Genomic DNA, 25479 nt, shown 5'->3' on the forward strand with positions numbered 1-25479 from the left:
GAAATTGGGCTGGACATGATTATCGAGTTTCGCTGCGATCGAGCGCAGGCGCGGCTCTGGATGCGTCGCGAGACGCTGCGCGTCAACGATCAGGATATTCCCGTTCAAATCGCCTGGACGACGACGCCGGGGCCCAGGCCCGCCGGCCTCGACATGCTGTTCGAGCTCGAACGCATCGTGCTGCGCAAGGGCAAGGCGGGCGAGGCCGACAGGCTGAAAACGATTGCGGAACGACCGCGCATGGGCAACCCCGATGTGGTGGTCGACTTCACCACTGCCGCGCGGGACCCGAACTGCTCCGCCGGGCTCTACCTCCGTCCACGCTTCAACGGACAGGCGGGCGAAGCCGCCGCACTGGCCGCCATTCTCGCCGGCGACCTGCCGGTGATTGAAATCGTCAACGAGCTCGACGGCGCGGTGATGGACCGCGGCCATCCCTCGGCGGAAATCGCCGCCGGCCTGAGCGGCGGGCTCGAAACGGTGATGGCGCGTACCTTGTCCATGCTGCCGCCGATCCTGTCGGGGGCTCCGCGACTGGTGCCGCAACTGGCTGTGCCGGCGGCCAGCGCGCCGCGAAATCCCGCGCCCTTTGTCCTGCGCGGCGTCGCGACCTCGATCGCGAAGGAAATCTACCGTCTCTGCTGCTACGCGCCGCATTGGCATGTCGGATGGCGCTACGCCGACAACGCGGATGTCTGGCGGACCGGTGACCTGTCGGGACCTGCCTGGAACGTGCTCGGCGATCCTGGCAATCACTTCTATGCCGATCCCGTCCCGGTGAAGTGGCAGGGCAGGACCTTCGTGTTCTTCGAAGACCTCGACCACCGCACCGGCAAGGGCATCATCTCCACGATCGAATTCGACGGCAAGGGTCCGGTCGGCACGGTGCTGCCGGTGCTCGAAGAGCCCTGGCACCTGTCCTACCCGTTCCTGATCGAGAACAACGGCGAGCTGTGGATGATCCCGGAAAGCACCGCGCATCGGGACGTCCCGATCTACAAATGCGTCCGCTTTCCCGACAAGTGGGAACGGCAAGGCACGCTGCTGTCAGGGCTCGAACTCGCCGACGCGACCATCACGCAGCATGACGGCCTCTACTACATGTTCGGCGCCTGGCGCGACGGCACCGGCGGATATTCCGACACGCTGGCGATCTATTACGCCGAGCAGTTGTTCGGCCCCTGGCGTCCGCATGCAAGCAATCCGATCCTGATCGATCGCGCGACGACGCGGCCGGCCGGCAATTTCGTGACCATCAACGGCAAGCTGTGGCGGCCGGTGCAGGACTGCAGCAACGGATACGGCGCGGCGCTCGGACTTGCGGAAGTGCTCGAACTGTCGCCGACGACTTACCGGCAGGCCGTGCGCCATCTGCTCAAACCCGGGCCGCTGTGGACCGGACGCAAGCTGCACACGCTCAACCGCTGCGGCCGGCTCGAGGTGATCGACGGTTCGCGGGTTCAGCCGAAGACCACAGCCTTGCTGAATAGCCTGCGGTCAAGCGACCAGTCGGCGCAGCGGGAATGGCAAAACACGCTAGCGAAGCCGATCGCACGTCGGCTCCACTAACGCCTCGGTCGACCCGGTTCAGTTCAGGTCGGCACTCAGTACGCCGCCGAACTGCTCCCATGAGCTTCCGGTCCAGCGTTGCAGCTGAAGCTGCGTATAGGCCATGCTGTTGTCGGGACCTGTGTTGATGGCGATGCCCGGCATCAGCGTCGGCAGCACGAGCCCTCTGATGTTGCGCGCCTGCTTGACGATGTTCTCGCGCGACAGGTCGTCGCCGCACTGCTTCAGCACCTGCTCCAGAATCTGGCCCTGCTGGGTGCCAAACAGATAATTGTTGTCGCCGATATCGGCGCCGGGAAGATACTTCTCGAAATGGGCGCGATACCATTTCATGCCGGGATCGTCGGCCCACTTCCTGTCGTTCGGGTCCTTGGTGATGGTCGCCACCACAACGCCCACCGCCTTGTCCGCCCCCGCCGGCACGATGGTCGCGGAAACCGAGCTCGACACGTAGTTGACGATGGTCAGCGGCGACCAGCCGATCTCGTTCGCCTTCTTGATCGCCTGGGCCGCGAATTTCGGCGTGCCGGCGATCAGGAACGCCTGCGCACCCGACGCCTTTAGCGTCACCACGCGGGATTCAATGGTCGGCTCGGTGACCTCATAGGGAGACGTCACGACCTTCTTGTCGAAATCGGCCTTCAGCACCTCCTTGAACGCGACGACGAAATCGCGGCCGAGATCATCGTTCTGGTAGAGGATCGCGACCTTCGCGTCGGGCGCCGTTTGCGTGATGTATTTTGCGTAGATCTTTCCTTCGGTGTTGTAGCTCGGCAGCCCCGTGGTGGTCAGCGGAAACTCGGTGAAGTTCGCAAACTTGGTCGCGCCGCTGACGACGAACAGATGCGGCACCTTTTTCGCGGTGACGTATTTGATGGTCGCGCCGATGCCGGGCGTGCCGAGCGGGCTGAACAGGAACGCCACCTCGTCGCTCTCGATCAGCTTGCGGGTCTGCTCCACGGCCTTGGGCGGCGTGTAGGCATCGTCATAGGTGATGAGGTTGATCTTGCGGCCGTTGATGCCGCCGCGGTCGTTGACGGAATGGACGTAGGCGATCAGGCCCTTGCCGGTGTTGCTGAGCGGCGATGCCGGCCCGCTGAACGGGAACGTCGCACCGACCTTGATCTCCGACTCCGAGACCCCTGGTGTTTCGGCGCGGACTGGAGCCGCGGCAAGCGCCGCAAGCATCGCAACGGATACGGCAAACGTCTTCAACAACATGAAATTCCCCCTGAGCTTTTATGAATTGACCAACTCTTGCGACCGACGTGCGGCGCCTACCAGGCTTCTCCGAACGGCCTAATCTCGACATTGAACGACCACGCGCTGCGATCCTGATGGGCGACGTGCCAGACCTCGTCGGCGATCGCTTTCGGCTTGATGAAGAAGTCGTCCGGCCGATCCGGCCAGCGCTTGCGCGTCCACTCCAGATCGATCACGGCATCGATCACGAGATAGGCGACATGAACACCTTGCGGCCCAAGATCGCGGGCCATCGCCTCGGCGAGAATCCGCTGCGCCGCCTTGGTCGGCGCGAACCCCGCGAAGCCGGCCTTGCCGCGCAATGCCGAGGTGTTGCCGGTCGCGACGATCGCGCCCTTGCCGGCAGCGATCATCGCCGGGGCGAACCGCCGCGCCAGGTACAACAGTCCCATCGTGTTGACCTGGAAGTTGCGATTGAGAATCTCCGGATCGATCTCGCGGAAGGTGCCGAATGCCCCGCCGACGGCGTTGTGTATGACCACGGCGGGATTGCCGAGATCGCGCTCCACGGCCGAGGCCACCGCCTCGACCTGCGCGGGATCGGACACATCGCACCGATAGGCCTTTGCGCCCGGCAGCTGCTGCTCGAGCGCAGCGAGACGCTCCGCGTTCCTGGCGAGAAGCGCGACGTGATAGCCGCCCTCGGTGAATCTCCTGGCGAGCGCCGAACCGGTGCCGGGCCCAACGCCGGATATCAGACAGACAGGTGCGGTCATGCGATCAACCCTCCGCGTTGCGGCCGATGGCCTTCATGGTCAGGCGGCTGCCTTCGACAGCAGCTTCTCGACATAAGGCTTGAGGTCCGGTCTGACGTGCTCATGCGCGATCAGGCGATCAAAGTGAGCAAACATCAGCGGATACTCATCCTGCGCGCCCGGGTGCAGGATTTTCGTCAATCCCTGCTTTTGCAGCTGCTCGGTCCGCGCATGTTCATTCATGAACAGCGCGAGTTCGGCGGCAAAGCAGATGTCGGCAATCGAGACACCGTTCCCGACCAGCGCCTCCCGCCGCGGCGACAGCGCCTGCTCGATGCCGGACGCATAGATCGCGAACGCATCCTTGGCCCGCGCATGAATGGCCGCATCGACGGTGCCGCCCGAGAGCGCCAGCAGATAGATTTGCGAGTCCCGCGCGAACACCAGGCTGACATCGAGAAAACTGTCGATCCGCGACGCCTCATAGGCGTCGCGCCCGTAGAGCGGGAATGCTGCCGCGCCGAGCCGCGCCACCGCGCGCATGATGCTGTTCGATTCGAAGATCCCGACCTTGCCGTCGGCGCCGAACGCCGCCGGCACATTGCCGAACGGCTGTGCCGCCATGAACGCATCGGTCTTGAAGAGCTGCGCGCCGGTCAGTCCGACCCGCCCGGTGCGCGCCAGCGACGACAGCGAGGCGCGCTCGTGCTCCGCCAGCGGGCGGGCATCATAGTCCCACAACCAGTCCCGCAGCTCCTTGCCCGAGGCGCCCCTGACCTCGACATCGACACCGCAGAACCGCGCCGCGATGGTCGCCTTCCAGACGCGCGGGTTCGGCAGATAGGAGAAGATGCGCAAGGCGGCCATGGCGGCTGCTCCGGTGCTGATGCCTCAGGCGGCGAGCTTCAGGATCTTGACGACGTCGCCGGGCTCGCGGATCGGCTGCGGGTTGGCCCGCGTGAAGATCGACAGCATGGCGTTCCGGCCGATCAGCTCGAAGCGGTCTTCGCCGACGCCGACATCGGCAAGCCGCCGCGGCAGGCCGAGCTCCGCGATGAACGCCGCAAACGCCTCGCCGGCGTCGCGCCCCGGCGCGCCGAGCGCAGCGGCGATCGATTGCTGGGCGGCCTCCGTCGCCGGGCGGTTGTAGCGCAGCACGCTCGGCATCATCACCGCCGTGCAGAAATAATGCGGCACGTCGCAGGTGCCACCAAGCACATGGCCGATGGCATGACTGGCGCCCATCGGCACCCGCGACTGCAATCCGAACGCCGACAGCCAGGAGCCGAGCTGGCAGCTCAGCCGCGCCGCCTCGTCATCGGGGTGGGCCTTGGTGCGCAGCAGACCATCGTGCAGATAGCGCAACCCCTGCTGGCACACCGCATCGACCAGCACATTGGGACGGCTGGAGCAGATCGCCTCGATGCCGTGATCCATCGCCCGCGTCCCGGAGCCGAGCCAGAGCTTCTCCGGCGTATATTTCGTGATCGCGGGATCGAGGATGATGCTGCGCGGCATCATCATCGGGTGGTTGAAGATCTGCTTCAGCTTGCGGCTGGTGTCGGTGACCAGCGCGCCGGAATTGTACTCGCCGCCCGAGAGCGTGCTGGGGATTGCGATCATCCGGACCTTCGGCGAGCGGAACGGCCCGAAGCGCCGGTCCGGCGTGGTCTCGAAGCCGTCGAGCCCGGCCGGCTCGAAGATCGCGTGCTCGATGCACATCAGCACGATCTTCGCCGCATCGACCACCGAGCCGCCGCCGATCGCGACGACGAGGTCCGCCCTGGCCTCGCTGGCCTGCCGCGCGATCTGCGTCACCACGTCCCGCGTCGTATGCTGCGGCACGCCGTCGAAGGTCGCGACATGGCGGTCGCCGAGGGCGTCACGGATCTTCTCGATCTCGTCGGTCGTGGTGTTCAACGTCCGGCTGGCGATCAGGTAGACTCGCCTGGTGCCCAGCCGCTCGGCCTCCTCGCGCAGCGCCTCGGCTGCCGGCTTGCCGTAGATCACGGATTCCATGGCGGGATATTGATGGCTGCCGATGACGCCCATGCTGTTCACTCCCTCGATGTGTCCGTGAGTTACGCCGCCGGTCAGGCCGACAGCTTGGTGAAATCGGGCTGACGCCGTTCGGCGAAGGCTGCAAAGGCCTCGCGCGCCTCAGGCGTCGTCAACCTCTCCTTGAACAGCACGCCTTCCTCGGCGATCTGCGCCGCGATCCGTTGCTGCTCACGCATCAGCTTCTTGGTCATGCCGAGCGAACCCACCGGTCGCCTGGTCAGCGCGATCGCCGCGTCATGCGCCCTCTGGCGCAGATCGGCCTGCGGCACCACGGCATTGGCGAGGCCTGATGCCAACGCGCCCTGCGCGTCCATCGGCTCGCCGAGCGCGAACATCGCATAGGCGCGCGCGTGCCCGATCCGCAGCGGCAACAGCCAGCTCGACGCCGCTTCCGGAACCAGGGCGAGATTGACGAAGGGCGTGATCAGCCGGGCGTTCTCGGCGAGATAGACCAGGTCGCAATGCAGCAGCATGGTGGTGCCGACGCCGACCGCATTGCCCTGCACGGCCGCGACCAGCGGCTTGCCGACCTTGCTGATGGTTTCGATAAAGCGATGCGCGGGGCTATCGACTGCGCTTTCGCCGCGTGCCTGGCTCGCGAAGTCGGCAAGGTCGTTGCCCGCGGTGAAGCTGTCGCCGTCGCCCTGGAACAGGATCACGCGGACGGCCGGGTCGGTCTCCGCCTGCCTCAGCGCCTGCGACATGGCATTATACATAGCGCCGGTCAGCGCATTCTTCTTCTCGGGCCGCTGCAAAGTCAGCGTCATGACGCCGGCGGCGATCTCAACCTTGACATGCTCGGTCATGGCACTCTCCCGTCAGGCGACCGCGCGGGCCGGCGTGGTTTCGAACTTGCCGTCGAGGAAGCCGGTCAACCGCTGCCGGATGATGGCTTCGGCTTCAACCATGATACGGTCGATCAGCTCCTTGACGGTCGGGATGTCGTGGATCAGGCCGACCACCATGCCGCAGCTCCAGGCGCCGGCATCCATCTCGCCGTCGATCATCACCTTCGGATAGACGCCGGCGACCTGCTCGTGGATATCCTCGATCTTCAGCCTGGCGCCCTTCTCGCGCTCGATCTCGAGCAGCTCATCGACGCCCTTGTTCTTCAGCACCCGCTCGGTGTTGCGCAGCGCGCGCATCACGAGACGGGTGTCGAGTTCGTCGGCGTCGAGCAGCGCCTGCTTCACATTAGAATGAACCGGCGCTTCCTTGGTCGCGATGAAGCGGGTGCCCATGTTCATGCCGGCAGCGCCCATCGACAGCGCCGCGACGAGGCTGCGCGCGTCCGCCATGCCGCCCGAGGCGACGAACGGGATCTTCAATTCGTCCGCCGCGCGCGGCAGCAGGATCATGTTCGGGATGTCGTCCTCGCCGGGGTGACCGCCGCACTCGAAGCCGTCGACGCTGACCGCGTCGCAGCCGATCTTCTCGGCTTTCAGCGAATGCCGCACCGAGGTGCATTTGTGGATCACCTTGATGCCGGCGGCCTTCAGCGCCGGCATGTACTGTTCCGGGCTGCGGCCCGCGGTCTCCACCGCCTTGACGCCGCCCTCGCGGATCGCGGCGATGTATTCGGGATAGGGTGGCGCGGTGAAGCTCGGCAGGAAGGTGAGGTTCACGCCGATCGGCTTGTCCGTCATGTCGCGGCAGCGCGCGATCTCCTTCGCCAGCAGCTCCGGTGTCTTCTGCGTCAGGCCGGTGATGATGCCGAGGCCGCCGGCGTTGGACACCGCCGCCGCCATCTCGGCGAAGCCGACAAAGTGCATGCCGCCCTGGATGATCGGATGTTGGATACCGAACAGTTCAGTGATTGCTGTCTTCACAAGTTTCTCCCGCGTTTCCGCTCAGTGGACGATCTCGAACAGGCCGGCAGCGCCCATGCCGCCGCCGATGCACATGGTCACCACGCCGTATTTCGCCTTGCGCCGCCGGCCCTCGATCAAGAGGTGGCCGGTGAGCCGCGCACCGGTCATGCCGTAGGGATGGCCGATCGCGATCGAGCCGCCGTTGACGTTCAGCTTGTCCGGATCGATGCCGAGCTTGTCGCGGCAATAGATCACCTGCACCGCGTAGGCCTCGTTGAGCTCCCAGAGATCGATGTCGTCGATCTTGAGGTTATGTCGCTTGAGGAGTCGCGGGATCGCGGCAACCGGGCCGACGCCCATCTCGTCCGGCTCGACGCCGGCGGCGACGAAGCCGCGGAAGATGCCGAGCGGCTTCAGGCCCTTCTGCGCGGCGATCTTGTCGCTCATGATCACGCAGGCCGAGGCGCCATCCGAGAGCTGGCTGGCGTTGCCGGCGCTGATGGTCTTACCCTCGAACACCGGCTTGATCTTGGCGAGCCCATCCGCCGTGGTATCCGGCCGCGGCCCCTCATCCTTGGCCAGCGTCACCTGCTGATAGCTGACCTCCTTGGTGTCCCTGTTGACCACGGCCATTTTGGTCGTGATCGGCACGATCTCGTCGTTGAAGCGTCCGCCCTGCAGCGCGGCGCCGACGCGGCGCTGGCATTCGAGGCTGTATTCGTCCTGCTTGTCGCGGCCGATCCCATAGCGCTCGGCGACGACTTCCGCCGTCTCCAGCATCGACATGTACATCTCGGGCTTCATCGCCATCAGCTCGTCGTCGACGGCATGGAACCTGTTCATGTGCTCGTTCTGCACCAGGCTGATCGACTCGATGCCACCGCCGATCGCGATCTCGACGCCGTCTGATATCACCGAACGGGCTGCGACCGCGATCGCCTGCAGGCCGGAGGCGCATTGCCGGTCGATGGTGGTCCCGGCGACCGTCACCGGCAGCCCGGCGCGGATGGCGCCCTTACGCGCGACGTTCATCACCATGGTGCCCTGCTGCATGGCGCAGCCCATCACCACATCCTCGACCTCGCCGGGCGCGATGCCGGCGCGCTTCACCGCCTCGGCCATCACATGGCCGGCCAAAGTCGGGCCGTCGGTGTTGTTCAGCGCGCCGCGATAGGCCTTGCCGACGCCGGTGCGCGCGGTGGAGACGATGACTGCATCTTGTGACATGCTTGCCTCTCTGAATCAGGCGGCCGCGTCGAGCTGCGCATAGCGCAGCACGTGATAGGCGGGATCGCCGAATTGGATGTTGATGGAGGAAATCCGCTTGAAGTAGTGGCCGACATTGAGCTCGTCGGTCATGCCCATGCCGCCATGCAGCTGCACCGCCTGGTCGGCGACGAACTTCCCGGCATAACCGATCTTGGATTTTGCGCCGGCGGCCAGCCGGGAGACTCCGGCCTCATCCTCGCTGAGACTGAGGCTGAGATGCTGCATCAGCGACAACGCCTCCTGATGCGCGATGAACATGTCAACCATCCGGTGCTGCAGCACCTGGAAGCTGCCGATCGTGACGCCGAACTGCTTTCGCGTCTTGGAATAGTCCAGCGTCGCGGCGTTCAGTTCGCCGATCGCGCCGACCGCCTCGGCGCAGAGCGCGCCGATGGCGCGGTTGCGGCAGGCTTCCAGCGCGGCGACGCCCTTGCCTTCGCTGCCCAGCAATTCCGCGTGCACGCCGCGCAGGCTGATCTCGGCCGCCCTCCGACCATCGATCGTCCCGAAGCTTTGCAGGTCGAGATTGGCGGCGCGGCGATCGACCACGAACAGGCTGACGCCACCGCGATCGTGACGATGACCCGAGGTGCGCGCGGAGACGATCAGATGATCCGCCCATGGCGCGGCCATCACCGCCGTCTTCTCGCCGGTGAGGACGTAGCCGTCGCCGTCGCGGCGTGCCGTGGTGGTGACGGTGGCGAGGTCGAAGCGCGAACCCTTCTCGGTCCAGGCCAGCGCCCAAAGTTTCGTGCCTGCGATGATGTCGGCAATGAACGCTTGCCTCTGCGCGTCGGAACCTGCCTGCTCGATCAAGCCACCCGCAACGACGACCGTCTCGACGAACGGCTCGACCACGAGATGGCGGCCGAACTCCTGCATGATGATCATGGTCGACAGCGGCCCGCCGCCGAGCCCGCCGACCGCTTCCGAGAACGGCGCGCCAAGCAGGCCTAGTTCGGCGAATTCAGCCCATTGCTTGCGGCCAAACCCCTCCTCGCTCGCGACGATCTTGCGGCGGGCGTCGAAATCATACTGATCGCGCAGCAGCCGCTGGACGCTGGACCGCAACAATTCCTGCTCTTCCGTGAACTGGATATCCATCCGATCCTCGTTGCCGCTAAAGCGCGATGAAATGCGCCTTAGCTCCTTGTTTGAGCATGATCTCCTCGGAAAACCGCTTCACACTTTTCCGGATCATGCTCTAGAGACCAAGCACCGCCTTGGCGATGATGTTGCGCTGGATCTCGTTCGACCCGCCGTAGATCGAGAGCTTGCGCGAGTTGAGGTATTTCTCCGACGCGGTGTGGCCGTAGTCCGGGCCCGGCATGAAGTGATTGGCGCTGACGGGATGCTCGCGGATCGCAAGCCCGTAATTGCCGATCGCCCGATGCGTCAGCTCGGTGATATCCTGGAAGATTTCGGTGCCGCGGATCTTGAACAGCGAGGCCGCCGGTCCCGGGTCGATGCCGCGCGCCATCTGGGCGACGACGCGAAGCTCGGTCGCCTCCAGCGCCAGCACGTCGAGCTCGACACGGGCGATATCCCTGATGAATTCCAGATGTGCCGGATCGTCTTCCGGAATCTCCGCTTTGACGATCTTCTTCAACCGCTCGATATAGCGTGTCGAGCGACCGATGCCGGCCATGCTGGTGCGCTCATTGCCGAGCAGGAATTTGGCGTAGGTCCAGCCCTTGTTCTCCTCGCCGATCAGGTTCTCGGCGGGGACGCGGACGTTCTCCAGGAAGACGTCGTTGACCTCGTGCGAGCCGTCAATGGTGATGATCGGGCGCACGGTGACGCCCGGCGACTTCATGTCGATCAAGAGGAACGAGATACCGGACTGCGGCTTGGCCGTGGGATCGGTGCGCACCAGGCAGAAGATCCAGTCGGCATGCTGCGCCAGCGTGGTCCAGGTCTTGTGGCCGTTGACGATGTAATGGTCGCCGTCGCGCACCGCCTTGGTGCGCACGGTGGCGAGGTCGGAGCCGGAGCCTGGCTCCGAATAGCCCTGGCACCACCAGTCCTCGCCGGACAGGATACGCGGCAGGAATTTCCTTTTCTGCGCGTCGTTGCCGAACGTGTAGATGACCGGGCCGACCATGGTGACGCTGAACGCCAGCGGCGGCATCGTGCCGGCGCGCGTCGTCTCCTGCTCGAAGATGAAGCGGCGGGTGATCGACCAGCCCGGCCCGCCATATTCCTTCGGCCAGAGCGGCGCGATCCAGCCCTTGTGGTGCAGGATGCGATGCCACAGCAGCATCTGCTCCTTGGAGAGATCGGTCTCCGGATTGGCGACGCGCATCTCCGCCGGGTAGTTGTCCTTGATGAAGGCGCGAACCTCATCGCGGAACGCCGCATCTTCAGGGGATAGCGCGAGCTCCATCTGACCGGCTCCCTACCACTTCTCGCCGAAGGGCCGGATTTCCAGCTCGAAGGTCCAGGCGCTCTTCGGCTGCTGATAGAGCTGCCAATAGGCGCCCGCGACCGATGCCGGCGGCATCAAGAGATCGGGATTGTCGAGCGCGTTCGGGCCGAGCGCCTCGATGCGGCGCTGCCGGACCCATTCGGTATCGACGCCGGAATCGATGATCAGATGCGCGACATGGATGTTCTTCGGTCCGAGCTCGCGGGCCATCGCCTGCGCCACGGCGCGCAGGCCGAACTTGGCGCTGGCAAAGGCGGCATAGCCGCTGCCGCCGCGGAGCGACGCGGTCGCGCCGGTGAAGAAGATGTTGCCCTCGCCGCGCGACATCATCAGCCGCGCCGCCTCGCGCCCGGCGAGGAAGCCGGAGTAGCAGGCCATCTCCCAGACCTTGCGGAACACCCGCTCGGTGGTCTCGAGGATCGGGAAATTGACGTTGGCGCCGATATTGAAGATGCAGACCTCGAGCGGCGCATGCTTGTCGGCGTCGTTGAGGAAGGCCGTGATCTCCTCTTCCTTGCGCGCATCGAGCGAGCGGGCGTGGATCTCGCCACCGGCGGCCTCGATCTCCTTGACCAGCGGCGCGAGCTTGTCGCCGTTGCGGCGGCCGGCGAAGATCGTAAAGCCTTCGGAGGCGAACTTCTTGGCGATCTCGCCGCCGATGAAATCACCGGCACCAATGACCGCCACCGTCCTGTTTCTCTTCTGCATGGTGTACTCCGGTTCCGTTTGAGTGAACTGGCTTGCGGCGGCTGGGTCTCAGCCGCGCAGCGACTCCGCCAGCTTGTGCTTCAGCAACTTGCCCGTCGATGTCGCGGGCAGCGCGTCCATCAGGATAATCTCCGACGGACGCTTGTACGAGGTGAGTTGCGGGGCAATATGGGCCATCAGGTCCTGCGCGGTGGCGGTCGAGCCCTTGATCAGCTGCACGAAGGCGACCACCTCCTCATTGCCCTCGACCGGCCGGCCGACCACCGCGCACTGCACCACGGCGTCGTGCGTGCTCAGCACCGCCTCGATCTCGGCCGGATAGACGTTGAACCCGGAGCGGATGATCATCTCCTTGGTCCGCCCGACGATATAGAGCGCATCATTCTCGAAGCGGGCCAGATCCCCGGTGTTGAACCAGCCATCGGGATCGATCGCCTTGGCGGTCAAATCGGGCGCGCGGTAATAGCCGCGCATCACGTTCGGACCGCGGACGTGAAGCTCACCGACTTCCCCTGCCGCAACCGGCTTGAGGTCACGGCCGACTAGTTTTGCCTCGAGGCCCGGCATGACGGTGCCGACCGCATGATCCGCACGCGGATTGTCGGGCCGGACGCCGGAGATGCCCGGCGAGCATTCGGTGATGCCATAGCCGTTGAGCAGCGGCAGCCCGAGCTCCTGCTCGACCCGTGATTTGAGATCGAGGTCGAGCGGCGCGCCGGCCACCGAGATCACGCGCAACCGGCCGCGATCGAGCTTCGGCAGGCCGGCATTGCGCCGGTATTCGAGCAGACGCTGATAGGTCGCGGGCACGCCGTTCAGGATCGTGATGCCCTCTTCAGTCATCGCCTTGACCAGCGCGGCCGGATCGTATTTCGCCACCAGACGCACGGTGGCGCCGATCATCAGGGTCATGGTCAGCAACGAGATGCCGACGATATGCGAGATCGGCAGCACGCAATACTGGACGTCATCGGCCGCCATCTTTCGGAAGCTTGCCGTCGCCCGGGCGCTGAACAACAGATTGCGATGGGTCAGCATCACGCCCTTCGGGGTGCCGGTGGTGCCGGAGGTGTAGATGAGGACCGCGACCTGGTTGGCGCCGTCGGCCTCGACCGGCTCCGCCACGGTTGCCAGGTTCAGGCCGGTGACGGCGATGCCGCGGAGCGGGCCGACATCCTGCACGGCCGCCTCGTAACGCGCGGCATGCGTAGCCGCCTCCTGCGAGACCTCGGCGGTCAGCAGCACGCGGCGGGCGCCGCTGTGATCCCTGATCTGGTCGAGCTCACGCGGCGACAGCCGCGGATTGACCACGATGGACCAGACATCGAGCCGGCTCGCCGCCAGCAGCAGGCAGGCTAGCGGAATCGAATTCTCGCTCACGATCATCATGCGGTCGCCGGCACGGATGCCGAGTGCCCGCAACGCCTCGGCGACGCGACCGACCGTCCGATCGAGCTCGCGGTAGGTCAGCCGCATCTTGTCGTCGATCAGCGCCGGCTGATCCGGCGTCGCCCCGACGTGGTGATCGATCACCTCGTGGATGCGGTTCGGCAAGCCTTCCACACTTCCTTCAGCAACTTGTTCAACAACTTGGGTCGACGCCTGCACTGAAACCTCCCTGTGGCAGCCCTTTGGGCTTGATTTGTTGTCTTGAGGAATTTTCCCGCTCAGGCGGTCCTGCGCTGCGGCGCAGCCAGCTGCGCGACGATCTCCTCCTCGATCTCGCGCAGCTTGTCCTTGCCGAAGAAGATCTCGTCACCGACAAAGAAGGTCGGCGAGCCGAACGAGCCGCGCGCCACCGCGTTGCTGGTGTTGTCGATCAGCTTCTTCTTCACCTCGTCCTGCTGGGCGCGGGCGATGATGCGGTCGATATCGAGGCCGGAAGACAGGAACGCTTCGCGGAACACCTGCGGATCGTCCATCTTCTTGGGCTCGGACCACATGTGGTGATAGGCGGCGCGAAAGTACGGCTCGAACAGCCCTTCGAAATCGGCAGCGACGACGCCGCGCATCAGCATCAGCGTGTTGACTGGAAAGAACGGGTTGGTCTTGAACGTCGTGATGTTGTAGCGGCGCAGGAAGCGCTCGGTCTCGAGCACGTTGTATTCGGGCTTGTTCTTGATGCCGCGCAGCGACTCGCCGGGCGACATGTTGCCGGTCGCCTTGTAGACGCCGCCGAGCAGCACCGGGATGTAGTCGAATTTCACGCCGGTACGCTTCTCGATGTCGGGCAGCGCCAGTTCCGCCAGATAGGCGTTCGGACTTCCAAAATCGAAATGGAATTCGACCTTGAGCGGAGCAGCCATAGAACGCCCTTCCCTTTGAGTGCCAGCGGCCGTCAGCCGCCGCGTTGATCGAGCCGGGACCTTAAGTTCTATTTTAGAACTGTCAATATGATATTTGTCATCTAATGACTAAGTCGCGGCTCCAAGCGACGCATCCTATTGAAATGACGTTAGTTCTGTTTTAGAATTTAATCGGTGATGTCGGCGCAGACCGCAGGAGATGCTGATGAAATGGGATGCCCTCGAGGAGGAGCCGTGCTCGGTGGCCCGCACGGTGGCTGTCATCGGCGACCGCTGGAGCCTGCTGGTCCTGCGCGAATGTTTCCTGCGCATTCGCAGGTTCGATGACTTCCAGGCCTCGCTGGGGATCACGCGGCATCTGCTCGCCGACCGGCTGAAGAAGCTGGTGCGGTTCGGGGTGCTGCGCAAGATCCCCTATCAGGAAGCGCCGAAGCGCTACGAATACATCCTGACGCAGAAGGGGCTCGACCTCTATCCGATCATCATGTCGATCGTGCACTGGGGCAACGTCCACATGGTCGATTCGCGCGGCCGGCCGATGCTGCACGAACACAAGACCTGCAAGAAGATGTTCGATCCCGTGATGGTCTGTTCGGAATGCGGCGAGCCGCTGAGTGCGAAGGCGGTCCACGTGCATCCGGGCCCCGGCGCCCGGAAATCATCACCGGTGCACGCCAAGGCGCAGGAGCGAGCCAAGCGAGCCGCTGATTAGACCTGGATGCTGTTTACGAAGCCGGCGCCTCGCGCTGACGGCTGCTCAGCCTGACGGCGCAGCCATCAGCGCGACATTGCCGCCAAGCAGGCAGCCGACGGGACGGCCGCCGGCGAAGCCGATGCGGACGCGGATCTCAGACAGCCGCCCCATCGCCCTGCCCTGCAGGATTCGGATCTCGTCGTCATCAGGAGCGACCAGGCCGTAGTCGAGCAAGCCGAACGCCAGCGCCGCGGCCGCAATGCCGGTCGCGGCATCCTCGCGATAGCCGGAGGAGCGCGGGAATTGCCGGGCCTCGAACAGGCGCGCCTTTCGGTCGATCACGGCGAATGGATAGAGCCCGGTCGATCCGATCCGGCCGCAGACCGCCTCGACGTCCCCTATCGCGGGATCAAGCGCATTCAGCGCTTCGGGGGAGCGCATCGGAACGAGTGTCTTGATCCGCGATGTGACGGCATTGCACGGTGTCACCGCGTCGATCGCTTCCGGCCCGACCGCGAGCGCCCGCAGCACGTCATCGCGTTGACCTGCAGTCAGCGGAACGGTCTTCCCGGCCGGCTGGGTGATCTCGACACTGGGCTCGCCGTGACGATCACGGCTGATGAAGCCGGTGACCGGACCGCTGCGCGTCGAGATCCGGATGGTGTCGCCCGGCAGCCTTCCATGGCGTGCAAGCAGCCAGAGCGCGCCGATGGTCGCGTGGCCGCACATTTCCATTTCGTGATTCGGAACGAAAAAGCGGAACGTGGCGTCGAAATCGTCGCTCTGTGCCGGCAGCACGAAGCCGGACTCGTGACCGTGGCGGCGGGCGACGTCCTGCATCTCGGATGCGCTCATGCCGCTTGCATCCACCACGATCGGACAGGGATTGCCGCCCTGCCCATCGACCGTGAACACGCTGACCAGTTCGGCTGTCGTCATGATGTCGCCCGCGTGTCTCGCCGTCCCTACTTGACCAGCGTCGCGCCGGTCTCCGGATGCTGCAGCCAGCCGAGCAGCGCCTCGTGGAAGCGCACCGGCGCCTGGATCTGCGGCGAGTGGCCGAGGTCGGGGAATTCGATCAGCTGCGCATGCGGAATTCGCTGCGCGGCCTCCTTGCCGAGCACCGGATAATTGCCGAGCGTCTTGCGAATCTCCGGCGATGCGGTGTCCTTGCCGATCGCGGTGGTGTCCTTGTCGCCGACAAAGAGCAGCGTCGGCGGCTTGATCTGCTCGAACTCGTAGAACACCGGCTGGGTCGCGATCATGTCGTAGAGCCGCGCCGAGCTCGATGCCACGGCGGCGCGGCCCGGGCCGCGATACATGCCGGCCAGCATCTGCACCCAGGTCTCGTAGGACGCATCCCAGGTGTCGGCGTAATAGGTGGCGCGCTCATAGGCGCGGATGCTGTCCGCGGTGACGCGCGTCTCGCGCTGCATCCAGCCGTCGAGGCTGAGCCACGGCACGCCCTTGGCCTTCCAGTCTTCGAGCCCGATCGGATCGACCAGCACCAGGCGGTCGGTGGCCTCCGGATACATCAGGGCGTAGCGCATCGCCAGCATGCCGCCGGTCGAGTGGCCGACCATGATCGAATGCGCGATTCCGAGCGAGGCGAGCAGCGCGCGGCTGTTGCCGGCAAGCTGCTGGAAGGTGAACTGATAGCGCTCCGGCTTGCTGGACTTGCAGAAGCCGATCTGGTCCATCGCGATCACGCGATAGCCGGCGCCGTTGAGCGCCTTGATGGTGCCGTCCCAGGTCGCGGCACAGAAATTCTTGCCGTGCAGCAGCACCGCGGTCTGGCCGTTCGGCGTCGCCGGCTTGACGTCGAGATAGGCCATGTCGAGCTCCTGCCCCTGCGAGCTGAAGCGATAATGCTCCACGGGATAGGGATAGTCGAAGCCCTGCAGCTCCGGTCCATAGGCCGGCTCGGCGGCCGATTGCGCCAATGCGTTGGACGAACCGAGCACAACGGTCGCAGCAACGGCAAGATGAAACAGGGTTTTCAGGGGCATCTCGGCAAATCCAGAACTCAGGGGCGATCTCGTGATGCCGTAGCCGAACGCGTGGGCGCCATCCAGCGCCATCAGATGATTTGTTCGTGATCCCGCGTGAAATTACGCCGGATCGAACGCGCGGATCGGCGGCAGATTGCCGTTGAACCGCTCGACCTCAACGCTTGTCAGCTGGCCGGTGCAGCCCTGCGCGAAGGATGACGTGCCGATGTCACGCGTCAGCACGTTCGGATTGCCGTGCACGCAGAGCGGCGCCTCCTCCTCGGGATCCATCGGATCGTACCAGGCGCCGGTCGGCAGCTGAACCACGCCGGGCGCGATGCCGTCGGTGACATGCACCGCGGCGAGGCAGGCGCCGCGCGCGTTGAAGATGCGGATGATGTCGCCGTCGGCAATGCCGCGCGGCTTGGCGTCGCGCGGATTCATGCGCGCGACCTCGCGGCCGCGGTGCTTGGCGTCAAGCGAATGGCCGCCGAAATCGAGCTGGCTGTGCAGGCGCGTCACCGGCTGGTTGGCGACGAGGAAGCACGGCGCGCCAGGCGTCGGCGTGTCGGTCTTCTCGAGCCAGACCGGATGGCCCGGACAATCGGCATCGCCGTGGCTAGCGATCTTCTGCGAGAATATCTCGATGCGGCCGCTCGGCGTCGGCAGCGGCCGCGCCACCGGGTCCTCGCGGAAACGGCGCAGCGAGCCGCCGTCGTCGAGATGCTGCGGCACGACCAGGCTGCCGCGCGCCCAGAACTCCTCGAAGCTCGGGGCTTCGAGCCCGCGCGCGGCGAGCGCCTTGCGGGTCGGCTCATAGAGATGTTCCAGCCACTCTCGCGACGTGCGCCCCTCGGTGAAGGGCTCGCGGGCGCCAAGCCGCTCGGCGAGATCGGCGAAGATCTCGTAGTCGTCGCGCGCAAGGCCGAACGGCTCGGCGATCCGGTGCATCGCGACCATCAAGGGATCGTTGCTGGAATAGCCGATGTCCTCGCGCTCCAGCGTCATGGTCGAGGGCAGCACGATGTCGGCGTGACGCGCCGTGGCGGTCCAGGCGAGTTCGTGCACCACCAGCGTGTCGAGCCGCGCAAACGCCTTGCGCAGGCGGTTGAGGTCCTGGTGATGGTGGAACGGATTGCCGCCGGCCCAGTAGACGAGGCGGATATCCGGATAGGCCCGCGTCTCGCCGTTGTAGCGATAGCTGGTGTCGGGATTGAGCAGCATGTCGGCGATGCGCGCCACCGGAATGAAGTCGGCGACGCCATTGCGGCCCTGACCGAGCGTCGGCCCGGGCATCGCATTGACGCGGCGGCCGTAGTAGCCGATCGCGCCGAGCGAATAGGCGTAGCCGCCGCCGGGCAGGCCGATCTGGCCGAGCGCCGCCGCCAGCACCATGCCCATCCACACCGGCTGCTCGCCATGCTCGGCGCGCTGCAGCGAGTGCGACACGGTGATCAGCGCTCTGCGGCCGGCGAGCCGGCGCGCGAGCGCCTTGATGGTGCCGGCATCGATGCCGCAGATCGCCGCAGCCCATTCGGCGCTCTTGGGCTGACCATCGGCCTCGCCGGTCAGATAGCGCAAAAACACCGGCCAGCCCTCGGTGTAGCGATCGAGGAAGGCCTGATCGTGCAGGCCTTCGCTGACGAGCGTATGGACGATGCCGAGCATCAGCGCGGTGTCGGTGCCGGGTGTGGCCGTCAGCCATTCGGCGCCGGCCTCGACGGGCAGATCGTCGCGCAATGGACTGACCAGGACGAACGCGCAGCCGCGCCGCTGCGCGGCCTCCATCGCGCCGCGCTCGACATGCTTGCTGATCGAGCCGCCGGCCACCATCGAGTTCTTCAGCGCCATGCCGCCGAACGCCAGCACGATGTCGGTTTCGGCCGCGATCTGCTCCCAGGTGACGTTGCGCTTGGTGATGTCCTCGTAGCCGGTCAGGATCTGCGGCAGCAGCACCGAGGACGCGCCCGAGGAATAGGTGTTCACCGAGCGGACATAGCCACCCATGGCGATGTTGAGGAAGCGGTGCACCTGGCTCTGCGCGTGATGGAAGCGGCCCGCGCTGGACCAGCCATAGGAGCCGCCGAACACCGCGCCGGGGCCGATCGTGTCGCGGATCCGCGTCAGCTCGCCGCCGAGCAGGTCGAGCGCCTGCTCCCAGCTCACCGAGACGAACTCGTCGCGGCCGCGGCGATCGTCCGGACCGGGCCCCCGCTCGAGCCAGCCGCGGCGGATCGCAGGCCTCGCGATGCGCGCCTGATGGCGCAGCGCGCCGGGGAAATTGTTGATGATGCCGTTCGGATCGGGATCGGCGGCATAGGGCCTGACTTCGAGACCCGCCTTGCCGAGCCGCGCCGAGAACACGCCCCAATGCGAGGTGTGCGGCTTGAACCCGTCGGACAAATCGAGGCCGGGATCGGGGTGGCCAATGGTCTCGCTCATCGATGCTCCTTCATCCCAGGCCGGTTCATCCCAGGCCGGCGCCGCGCCACGCCTGTCGCAACGTCCCGGCCAGTATAATGATCCAATCGGCGCACGGTACCCGCTAACACGGATCGCACCGTGCCTTGCCGGCATGACTGCGGGCGACGGCGGCGGAACTCCCCACCGGGGCCGCGCCGCCAAAATATCGAAAACAACCCCATGCAAAGGAGCCGGCGGCCGGCGGCGCTCGAATGGCGACTTGACACGTCGGGCAAATCAGCGGCACACTTCCAATATTCCGAAATCGTCTGACCGCCCCCCTCGCCCGCAACAGCCGGCGCGCGGATGGCGCTTGCCGCCCAAAACCCTCCCCCAATCGACATCGCACCGGCTGCCGCAGCGAGCGATCGTCTGCGCGCTTGCCGCGCGCATTCCAGGGAATACCCGACATGGATACTGCACCCGACATCGCCGTGCCGACGATGGCCGCCGCAACCGGCCAGACCCAGGCCGCCGCAGCCCCGCGGATCAAATTCTCCTCGCACGGCTTCTGCATCGACCATCCTGATCCCGAGCTCGGCGCGCAGCTGATGGCGAACGCGCTGGGGGTCGCCGATCGCGACGCGATGGACGGCATCCTGCGGCAATTGGTCAAGGCCAGCGTGAGCGGCGGCAAGCCCTGCGAGGTCAACCTCTCCTTCATGATCTCGATGGTGAGAAGCATTCGCCCGCGGGATTCCGTCGAGGCGATGCTGGTGGCGCAGATGGTGTCGGTTCATGTGATGGCGATGCGATGTGCCCATCACCTCGCGCATGCCAAGGACCTCACCCAGCACGACAGCGCCGCGCGCGCATTGGGCCGGCTCGCCCGCACCTTCCCCGCCCAGATCGACGCGCTGAACCGCCACCGCAGCCATGGCGAGCCCGCCATCACCGTGCAGAACGTCAACGTCGAGGACGGCGGCAACGCCATCGTCGGCAACGTCACGCAGCATGCGAGCGTGATCGTGTCCGACAACAGCCCGGCATCCGCGGCGCGGAATGCGCCGAAGGCCGTGGGCTCGCGGCGACGGCGGAATTCCGCCGATGGCGGGCGGGACGCCCAGGCATGAGCCAGCACATCGGACATACCGGCCCGATGCTGGCGAGCCCGCGTTGCGGCGCCAGGACCCGCACCAGTGGCGCGTGCCGCGCGCCGGCGGTGCGCGGCAAGACGCGCTGCCGCATGCATGGCGGCGCAAGGGGATCCGGCGCGCCACGGGCGAACCGGAATGCGCGCAAGCACGGCCTGTTCACTCGGGAAGCGATCGCCGAGCGGCGGCAGATACGGGCGTTGTTGGGAGACGTGCGGAGGATGCTGGAGGGGATGAAGTGATTGCGTTCCGCAAATGGCCGCGCGCAAAAAACGGCATTTAGGAACGCCGATCTTCGAGGCGTGTTGCAACAGCTCGAGAGCAAAGGAAACGTTCAAATGAAAATTGCGAAGATCGCACTGGCAACGGCATTCATATTCGGGTCAATCGCGGCGGCCAGCGCTCAAGGCAGTGGTGGGGGTGGAGGCGGCGGTGCCGGTGGAGGCGGTGGCAACTCTCCCGCTGCGACCACTGGTCAAGGTGCATCCAGCAGCCCCGGTGCGGCAAACCCGGGCGCGACGATGAACGATCCGAAGTCGAAGGAAGGCAGTGGTAGCGGCAGCGCCATGAAGCACGAGACGATGCCGAAGGACCACATGAAGAAATAGATCGCGACCGAACTGATGGTCGTTCGCCCGCACTCCTCAACGACCAATGGGCCGCCGGGCGTGAAACCCCGGTGGCCCATCCTCGCTAATGGATCACAAGGGCTGCGGCGATGCCGAACGCCGTGAGCGTTGCAACGGCCAAACTCATCAGGGTTATCGCTACAGGTCTGGGCATGACGATTAAACCCGCTGACGCAGTGAAAGGCTACTGATTGCGGACATCGCCGCGTGCCGAAGACGACAACGCAACCGGTTGCGGCCCCGCCAGCAAAGATCCGGATTCCCGGCGGTCAGTGCACGAAGGCCATGATCAGCGCAATGGTGACCAGCGCGTAAGTGCTGGTAACGGCGATGCCCAAATACAAACGCTCCATTGCGGCCTCCTGACCTCAAGGCGCCGCCCCCGCGCCATCAACCTAGCGCGCGCTCCGGCGCCGAGCAGTTGGAATTCCGGATCATGGTAAATCTACGGGCAGACCGTCCGGACTAGTCCTGTAAGCTGCCGGCGCCAACGCTATGGGCTCATTGCATCCGACTGAGGAAGTAATCCTCTCTCTCCATTGCCGGCCTGTTGGGCTTGCCGTTTAATGTGGGGGCGAGAAAGGCTGGATTGGCTCTCCAATCGCGCCCCTCGAAGAGCGGGCCACCTGCTTCGGAAGCACAGGCGGGTGGCCCGTTGCCGGGGCGCGATCGCGGCAAGTTCTCGCACAACGCCCGGATGAATGCGTCGCGATGGCCGGATGCGACCGGCCGGCGGCGCGCCTGCACCCTTCCCGCCCAGATCGACGCGCTGAACCGCCACCGCAGCCATGGCGAGCCCGCCATCACCGTGCAAAACGTCAAGGTGAAGGACGGCGGCAACGCCATCATCGGCAACGTCACCCAGCATGCGAGCGTGATCGCTTCCGACAACAACCCGGCCTCCGCGGCGCGGAATGCGGCGAAGGCTTCGCGCGCCAGGCGACGGCAGAATTCGGCTGATGCCGGGCGGGACGCCCAGGCGTGAGCGATCAGATCGGCACCACCTGCCCCGATGCTGGCGAGCCCGCGTTGCGGCGCCAAAACCCGCACCGGTGCGCGCCAATACGCGCTGCCGCATGCACGGCGGCGCACCGGAATCCGGCGCGCCAAGGGCAAACCGGAACGCGTGGAGGCACGGCCTGTTCACTGGGGATGCGATCAGTGAACGGAGGGGGATTCGGGAGTTGCTGGGGGAAGCGCAGAAGGTGTTTGAGGAGATGAAATGATGGGGCTTTCGCAAACGTTGCCGAATCATCCCGACCTATTCGTCCCCTTAGCTGGGGGATTATCATTTTGACTGAACCGGAAGGAGGACGGTACGCTAGCCAAGCTGCCCGCCTAGATAGCTATTGGACCGCGTGGCAAGCTACGGCTGATTCGCGCCCGGAGACATCTATGCTGGAAGCCCAAACCCTTCGAACGCTTTACCGTGTCTCTGACTTCGTCGGTTGGCAGCGTGAAGGCACACTCGAACTGAACCCGAATTTTCAACGCCGATCGGTTTGGAAAAAGGGTGCGAAATCATTCCTGATTGACACCATCATTAGAGGGTTTCCGGTCCCAATCATATTTTTGCGGGACAAGAAGACCGACCTTAAGACCCTAAAAGGCAAGCGCGACGTTGTTGACGGCCAGCAGCGTATTCGCACTCTCCTTTCGTTCATCGATCACAATCTACTGCCGGACTATGATCCGCAGCGCGATGATTTCGAAATCAATAAAACGCACAACAAAGATTTCGGCGGCAAGAGATTCCATCAACTCACGATGGAGGTTAGGCAGCGCATTCTCGATTATCAATTCAGCGTACACTCTTTCCCAACCGATACTGATGACCGGATGATCCTGCAAATCTTTGCAAGGATGAACGCCACCGGCGTCAAGCTTAATCCCCAAGAACTCCGAAACGCCGAATTTTTTGGCGAGTTCAAAACCAGCGCGTATGAGTTGGCTACCGAACAACTGTATCGGTGGCGCGACGATTGGGAGGTGTTTACCCTTTGATCCATAGGGATTAGTAAGCTCATATAAGCATGAAGAAACTTCGCGAAAAGCTTGGCCGGTCATTCAAGCGGCGTTTGGCAAAAGCCCTTTTGCCCATGTCCGTGCTCCCGACTAAACTCACCCTGCGGAAAAAGTCCCCCCTCCGGATCCTTGTCGATAGCTCCGTCCTAGCCCATGGAATTACGCATGAGGGCGGCTGGATTTCCACGGGATCAGTGATGTGGGGTGGCAAGGTCGAGGTTCCAACAGGATATTTGGCCAAGATACCGATCCACGCTCCAGGTAACGACACGCCGCTCTACAACGAGGTTCAATACCTCGCAGGAATCGCCCACCTAGCCCGCGCAGGTTATCTTAAGCTCTGCACGTCGGCCGAGCTTAAGGCAGAACAATTCCGGCAACCAATTGGTCGGTTTCAGGGATATGGCTCCGCCGATCACAACGTTTTTGCCAGCATCAGGTTTGAAAGCGTCGATGGGTTCAAGCTTGATCTAAACGACGCTAAGCAAGCTCAACTGGATCGCATCGCATCCTGTGCTGATCCGACTTATCAAGCGTTGCTTGCACAACTCGGTCAAAAGCAGAGCCTAGACGCATACCACATCTACACGGCAGAGAAGTTTGACCTGTTTGCGTTTCTGCATATTGATTTCAAGCTCGATAGCTCTCTACAGAGAAAATCGAAGTCAACGCACTTGAACGACCTAAAGACCCGCGTCCTTCTGCCTTCGCAATTTGCGAAGATGATCAACCTGCTACCTGTCCATACCAACCTGCTGACCTTAGCGGACGACGATACTTTCTTTCGTACTCGTGCCGCCTTGCATGCCCACGACCAAAAGCGCCATCGTCCAAACAGGTAGGCTTATAGGCGGCGGCGAGATCGTCCTTGGACACGAAGCTGCGATCAAGACTCGGCTTGGTGACGCCGGTCCGCTCGACGACCTCATCGACGGCGGCAATGTCGACGGCGCTTGCAGTTGCTCACCGAATCTGCCGGCACGTCCCGCGCGTCTCCATCTCAAATCTGCTCGTCATTTTCAGAAACAAATTTCCGGGCGAAACGGGCGCCCGAGTGTGTCATCACAGCAGAATTCCTTGCTCAATAGACAGGACGACCTAGGAACAATTTCATGATTGTGCGGGGCTTCTTTTTGCCGTCCTCACCATTTTCCCGGCAAGCGCAATTGCCAGAAGCTGGTTTCTCAATGGCCTCGGGAGCAGCGGCATTTATCACATCTGGGAGTTCGGCGACGACGGCCTGGTGTCGAGCCTGACGCCGGCGCTGTCGCCGCCCGATGGCGTTCTTCACCTCGCATGGCCATCCGCGATCGCGCCGGATGCGCACACGCGGCGTCTTTATGCGTCAGCCTATACGACGGGCTGGTTTCAGCTGCGGCTCTGGACGTCGACAAACGAAGGAGCCTGGATACCGCAAGGAATCGCCTTTCAGTCGGACACGTCCGAGCCCGGCGGGATCGGCCCGGCGCAGGTGGTGTATGAGCCCGGAGCAGCCGAGCCGTACATGATCTATTACCTCGACCGCGCGTCGAACCAGATCAAGCTGGCGACCAGCGTCGACGGCATGACATTCACGCGCCACGGCGCCGTGATCACGCCCTCACTGCCCGAGGAAGCGTCCGGGCTGTCGATCAGCTATGCCTGCCGGCGCGCGAACGGCGAGTATGTCATCTTCTATCACGGCTACTACAACAACACGCAGAACGCCGTCGCGCTGGTTGCCACGGCAGATAGCCCGCACGGCCCGTTCACGAAGAAGGCCATCATTGCGCGGCCCGATGGTTTTGCATCGACGCTTTCCGCCCACCGTCTCAATGCAACCGCCACCGCTGATGTCGCGGTGCCGCTGGGGATTCCCCTGCTGGTGGGTGGCGGCACGGCACGACAGGAGGCCAATGTCGCAATCAAACAGGACGAGACGACGATCTGGTTCGAGCGGCCATTCGTGTTCGATCACGTTTCGGATCGTCTGGTTTCGGTCTCGCGAAACAAGGTGGAGCTGTCCTACGCCCAGGAGCAGCCGGACGGCAGCTGGCGCGGAGTCTTCTCGCTCTACAATCCAGACCCTGGCGTCGCTTCAGAATATACGACGGAGGGCAGCGCCCGATCCCTGACCGCGCCATGGTCGTATGCGAGAACCGGGTTTCGTTTCAAGCCATGGTATCGCGGCGGGGAAAATTCGACCGAGAACCCGACGCCGCTGCTCAGCAACGACGCGTGTTCGAGCTAGAGTGGCAGGCGCATCGTGACTGCGACTTTGATGCTCCAGACGATGCCCCCGCTTCCGTCGTGACCGTCCACGGTTCGGCTGCGGCCGACGAGGCAGCCGCAGGGCTGATCGAGGACCATCCGCTTCAGCCCGACTATTCGCGGAGCTGTTCCTGGAGGCCGTTGCGCAATCGAGGACGATCTGCCAGTTTTCAACCTTTAATAGACGGGCGATCCTTATCGCGGGCACAGGATGCGACGTGTC

24 protein-coding genes are annotated in these 25479 nt (G+C 64.4%); 9 read left to right on the forward strand and 15 right to left on the reverse strand.

Translation table 11 applies throughout. The features are described 5' to 3' along the window. The first annotated feature begins 15 nt into the window (after positions 1 to 15). Complete coding sequence (locus ACVWY5_RS29460) at positions 16 to 1569, forward strand: glucosamine inositolphosphorylceramide transferase family protein (RefSeq protein ID WP_028334874.1); 1554 nt, start codon at positions 16 to 18, stop codon at positions 1567 to 1569. 18 nt (positions 1570 to 1587) lie between these two features. Here the strand turns inward: ACVWY5_RS29460 and ACVWY5_RS29465 are convergent, their stop codons facing one another. The 12 genes from ACVWY5_RS29465 to ACVWY5_RS29520 all read right to left on the reverse strand — a co-directional run bounded on the left by ACVWY5_RS29465 (position 1588) and on the right by ACVWY5_RS29520 (position 14110). Then, entirely contained in the window at positions 1588 to 2790 is a 1203-nt protein-coding gene (locus tag ACVWY5_RS29465; RefSeq protein ID WP_028334873.1) for an ABC transporter substrate-binding protein, read from the reverse strand. A 56-nt stretch (positions 2791 to 2846) separates the two neighbouring features. Next, positions 2847 to 3548: an SDR family NAD(P)-dependent oxidoreductase gene (locus ACVWY5_RS29470; RefSeq protein WP_028334872.1), complete on the reverse strand. Its 702-nt coding sequence runs from the start codon at positions 3546 to 3548 to the stop codon at positions 2847 to 2849. Between the two features lie 39 nt (positions 3549 to 3587). Next, positions 3588 to 4394 carry a glutathione S-transferase gene (locus ACVWY5_RS29475; protein ID WP_028334871.1) on the reverse strand — a complete coding sequence of 269 codons (807 nt, stop codon included), beginning with the start codon at positions 4392 to 4394 and terminating at the stop codon, positions 3588 to 3590. A gap of 24 nt (positions 4395 to 4418) precedes the next feature. Continuing rightward, entirely contained in the window at positions 4419 to 5579 is a 1161-nt protein-coding gene (locus ACVWY5_RS29480; protein WP_028334870.1) for an iron-containing alcohol dehydrogenase, read from the reverse strand. Positions 5580 to 5620: 41 nt separating this feature from the next. Further along, positions 5621 to 6394, reverse strand: a complete 774-nt coding sequence (locus ACVWY5_RS29485) for an enoyl-CoA hydratase-related protein (RefSeq protein WP_028334869.1) — start codon at positions 6392 to 6394, stop codon at positions 5621 to 5623. A 12-nt stretch (positions 6395 to 6406) separates the two neighbouring features. Beyond that, entirely contained in the window at positions 6407 to 7417 is a 1011-nt protein-coding gene (locus ACVWY5_RS29490; protein WP_028334868.1) for an NAD(P)H-dependent flavin oxidoreductase, read from the reverse strand. Between the two features lie 21 nt (positions 7418 to 7438). Then, positions 7439 to 8626 carry an acetyl-CoA C-acyltransferase gene (locus ACVWY5_RS29495; protein ID WP_028334867.1) on the reverse strand — a complete coding sequence of 396 codons (1188 nt, stop codon included), beginning with the start codon at positions 8624 to 8626 and terminating at the stop codon, positions 7439 to 7441. Positions 8627 to 8641: 15 nt separating this feature from the next. Then, complete coding sequence (locus ACVWY5_RS29500; protein ID WP_028334866.1) at positions 8642 to 9772, reverse strand: acyl-CoA dehydrogenase family protein; 1131 nt, start codon at positions 9770 to 9772, stop codon at positions 8642 to 8644. Positions 9773 to 9872: 100 nt separating this feature from the next. Continuing rightward, the gene (locus ACVWY5_RS29505) at positions 9873 to 11054 is read right to left on the reverse strand and encodes an acyl-CoA dehydrogenase family protein (RefSeq protein WP_028352158.1); all 1182 of its coding nucleotides are present in this window, start codon (positions 11052 to 11054) and stop codon (positions 9873 to 9875) included. A gap of 12 nt (positions 11055 to 11066) precedes the next feature. Continuing rightward, positions 11067 to 11804 (reverse strand): SDR family oxidoreductase, encoded by a 738-nt coding sequence (locus ACVWY5_RS29510; protein WP_028334864.1) that lies wholly within the window; start codon positions 11802 to 11804, stop codon positions 11067 to 11069. A gap of 48 nt (positions 11805 to 11852) precedes the next feature. Continuing rightward, entirely contained in the window at positions 11853 to 13367 is a 1515-nt protein-coding gene (locus ACVWY5_RS29515; RefSeq protein WP_028334863.1) for a class I adenylate-forming enzyme family protein, read from the reverse strand. Positions 13368 to 13471: 104 nt separating this feature from the next. Next, positions 13472 to 14110, reverse strand: a complete 639-nt coding sequence (locus ACVWY5_RS29520; RefSeq protein ID WP_028334862.1) for a 2-hydroxychromene-2-carboxylate isomerase — start codon at positions 14108 to 14110, stop codon at positions 13472 to 13474. A 205-nt stretch (positions 14111 to 14315) separates the two neighbouring features. Between ACVWY5_RS29520 and ACVWY5_RS29525 the strand changes: the two genes are divergently transcribed. After that, complete coding sequence (locus tag ACVWY5_RS29525) at positions 14316 to 14822, forward strand: winged helix-turn-helix transcriptional regulator (RefSeq protein WP_028334861.1); 507 nt, start codon at positions 14316 to 14318, stop codon at positions 14820 to 14822. A 45-nt stretch (positions 14823 to 14867) separates the two neighbouring features. Here the strand turns inward: ACVWY5_RS29525 and ACVWY5_RS29530 are convergent, their stop codons facing one another. From ACVWY5_RS29530 to ACVWY5_RS29540, 3 genes are all read right to left on the reverse strand, one after another. Further along, a complete protein-coding gene (locus ACVWY5_RS29530) occupies positions 14868 to 15743 on the reverse strand; it encodes a PhzF family phenazine biosynthesis protein (protein WP_028334860.1) in 876 nt (291 codons plus the stop codon). A gap of 26 nt (positions 15744 to 15769) precedes the next feature. Continuing rightward, complete coding sequence (locus ACVWY5_RS29535; protein ID WP_028334859.1) at positions 15770 to 16813, reverse strand: alpha/beta fold hydrolase; 1044 nt, start codon at positions 16811 to 16813, stop codon at positions 15770 to 15772. 102 nt (positions 16814 to 16915) lie between these two features. Further along, complete coding sequence (locus ACVWY5_RS29540) at positions 16916 to 19237, reverse strand: molybdopterin guanine dinucleotide-containing S/N-oxide reductase (RefSeq protein WP_028334858.1); 2322 nt, start codon at positions 19235 to 19237, stop codon at positions 16916 to 16918. A gap of 431 nt (positions 19238 to 19668) precedes the next feature. Here ACVWY5_RS29540 and ACVWY5_RS29545 point away from each other — a divergent pair, with 431 nt between their 5' ends. The 7 genes from ACVWY5_RS29545 (at position 19669) to ACVWY5_RS29575 (ending at position 25236) form a co-directional block, all read left to right on the forward strand. Further along, positions 19669 to 20331 carry a hypothetical protein gene (locus ACVWY5_RS29545; protein WP_028334857.1) on the forward strand — a complete coding sequence of 221 codons (663 nt, stop codon included), beginning with the start codon at positions 19669 to 19671 and terminating at the stop codon, positions 20329 to 20331. Then, a complete protein-coding gene (locus tag ACVWY5_RS29550; protein WP_038377574.1) occupies positions 20328 to 20594 on the forward strand; it encodes an HGGxSTG domain-containing protein in 267 nt (88 codons plus the stop codon). Before ACVWY5_RS29545 ends, ACVWY5_RS29550 begins: the two co-directional genes overlap by 4 nt. Next, complete coding sequence (locus ACVWY5_RS29555; protein ID WP_321176882.1) at positions 20595 to 20960, forward strand: hypothetical protein; 366 nt, start codon at positions 20595 to 20597, stop codon at positions 20958 to 20960. A 676-nt stretch (positions 20961 to 21636) separates the two neighbouring features. Then, on the forward strand, positions 21637 to 21966 hold the full coding sequence (locus ACVWY5_RS29560; protein ID WP_028334854.1) for a hypothetical protein: 330 nt from the start codon (positions 21637 to 21639) through the stop codon (positions 21964 to 21966). A gap of 410 nt (positions 21967 to 22376) precedes the next feature. After that, the gene (locus tag ACVWY5_RS29565) at positions 22377 to 22985 is read left to right on the forward strand and encodes a DUF262 domain-containing protein (protein WP_051376190.1); all 609 of its coding nucleotides are present in this window, start codon (positions 22377 to 22379) and stop codon (positions 22983 to 22985) included. A 29-nt stretch (positions 22986 to 23014) separates the two neighbouring features. Beyond that, a complete protein-coding gene (locus ACVWY5_RS29570; RefSeq protein ID WP_051376189.1) occupies positions 23015 to 23848 on the forward strand; it encodes a hypothetical protein in 834 nt (277 codons plus the stop codon). 401 nt (positions 23849 to 24249) lie between these two features. Then, complete coding sequence (locus ACVWY5_RS29575) at positions 24250 to 25236, forward strand: glycoside hydrolase family protein (protein ID WP_028334853.1); 987 nt, start codon at positions 24250 to 24252, stop codon at positions 25234 to 25236. The last annotated feature ends 243 nt before the right edge of the window (positions 25237 to 25479 follow it).

This window comes from Bradyrhizobium sp. USDA 3256 (genome assembly GCF_054058275.1).

Excerpts from the sequence above, each read along its gene's own strand:
- ACVWY5_RS29495 (WP_028334867.1), bottom strand. The coding sequence starts at position 8,626 with ATGTCACAAGATGCAGTCATCGTCTCCACCGCGCGCACCGGCGTCGGC.
- ACVWY5_RS29465 (WP_028334873.1), bottom strand. The coding sequence starts at position 2,790 with ATGTTGTTGAAGACGTTTGCCGTATCCGTTGCGATGCTTGCGGCGCTT.
- ACVWY5_RS29530 (WP_028334860.1), bottom strand. The coding sequence starts at position 15,743 with ATGACGACAGCCGAACTGGTCAGCGTGTTCACGGTCGATGGGCAGGGC.
- ACVWY5_RS29475 (WP_028334871.1), bottom strand. The coding sequence starts at position 4,394 with ATGGCCGCCTTGCGCATCTTCTCCTATCTGCCGAACCCGCGCGTCTGG.
- ACVWY5_RS29520 (WP_028334862.1), bottom strand. The coding sequence starts at position 14,110 with ATGGCTGCTCCGCTCAAGGTCGAATTCCATTTCGATTTTGGAAGTCCG.
- ACVWY5_RS29550 (WP_038377574.1), top strand. The coding sequence starts at position 20,328 with ATGAGCCAGCACATCGGACATACCGGCCCGATGCTGGCGAGCCCGCGT.
- ACVWY5_RS29525 (WP_028334861.1), top strand. The coding sequence starts at position 14,316 with ATGAAATGGGATGCCCTCGAGGAGGAGCCGTGCTCGGTGGCCCGCACG.
- ACVWY5_RS29460 (WP_028334874.1), top strand. The coding sequence starts at position 16 with ATGATTATCGAGTTTCGCTGCGATCGAGCGCAGGCGCGGCTCTGGATG.
- ACVWY5_RS29485 (WP_028334869.1), bottom strand. The coding sequence starts at position 6,394 with ATGACCGAGCATGTCAAGGTTGAGATCGCCGCCGGCGTCATGACGCTG.
- ACVWY5_RS29540 (WP_028334858.1), bottom strand. The coding sequence starts at position 19,237 with ATGAGCGAGACCATTGGCCACCCCGATCCCGGCCTCGATTTGTCCGAC.
- ACVWY5_RS29505 (WP_028352158.1), bottom strand. The coding sequence starts at position 11,054 with ATGGAGCTCGCGCTATCCCCTGAAGATGCGGCGTTCCGCGATGAGGTT.
- ACVWY5_RS29510 (WP_028334864.1), bottom strand. The coding sequence starts at position 11,804 with ATGCAGAAGAGAAACAGGACGGTGGCGGTCATTGGTGCCGGTGATTTC.
- ACVWY5_RS29470 (WP_028334872.1), bottom strand. The coding sequence starts at position 3,548 with ATGACCGCACCTGTCTGTCTGATATCCGGCGTTGGGCCCGGCACCGGT.
- ACVWY5_RS29570 (WP_051376189.1), top strand. The coding sequence starts at position 23,015 with ATGAAGAAACTTCGCGAAAAGCTTGGCCGGTCATTCAAGCGGCGTTTG.
- ACVWY5_RS29565 (WP_051376190.1), top strand. The coding sequence starts at position 22,377 with ATGCTGGAAGCCCAAACCCTTCGAACGCTTTACCGTGTCTCTGACTTC.
- ACVWY5_RS29535 (WP_028334859.1), bottom strand. The coding sequence starts at position 16,813 with ATGCCCCTGAAAACCCTGTTTCATCTTGCCGTTGCTGCGACCGTTGTG.
- ACVWY5_RS29480 (WP_028334870.1), bottom strand. The coding sequence starts at position 5,579 with ATGGGCGTCATCGGCAGCCATCAATATCCCGCCATGGAATCCGTGATC.
- ACVWY5_RS29545 (WP_028334857.1), top strand. The coding sequence starts at position 19,669 with ATGGATACTGCACCCGACATCGCCGTGCCGACGATGGCCGCCGCAACC.
- ACVWY5_RS29500 (WP_028334866.1), bottom strand. The coding sequence starts at position 9,772 with ATGGATATCCAGTTCACGGAAGAGCAGGAATTGTTGCGGTCCAGCGTC.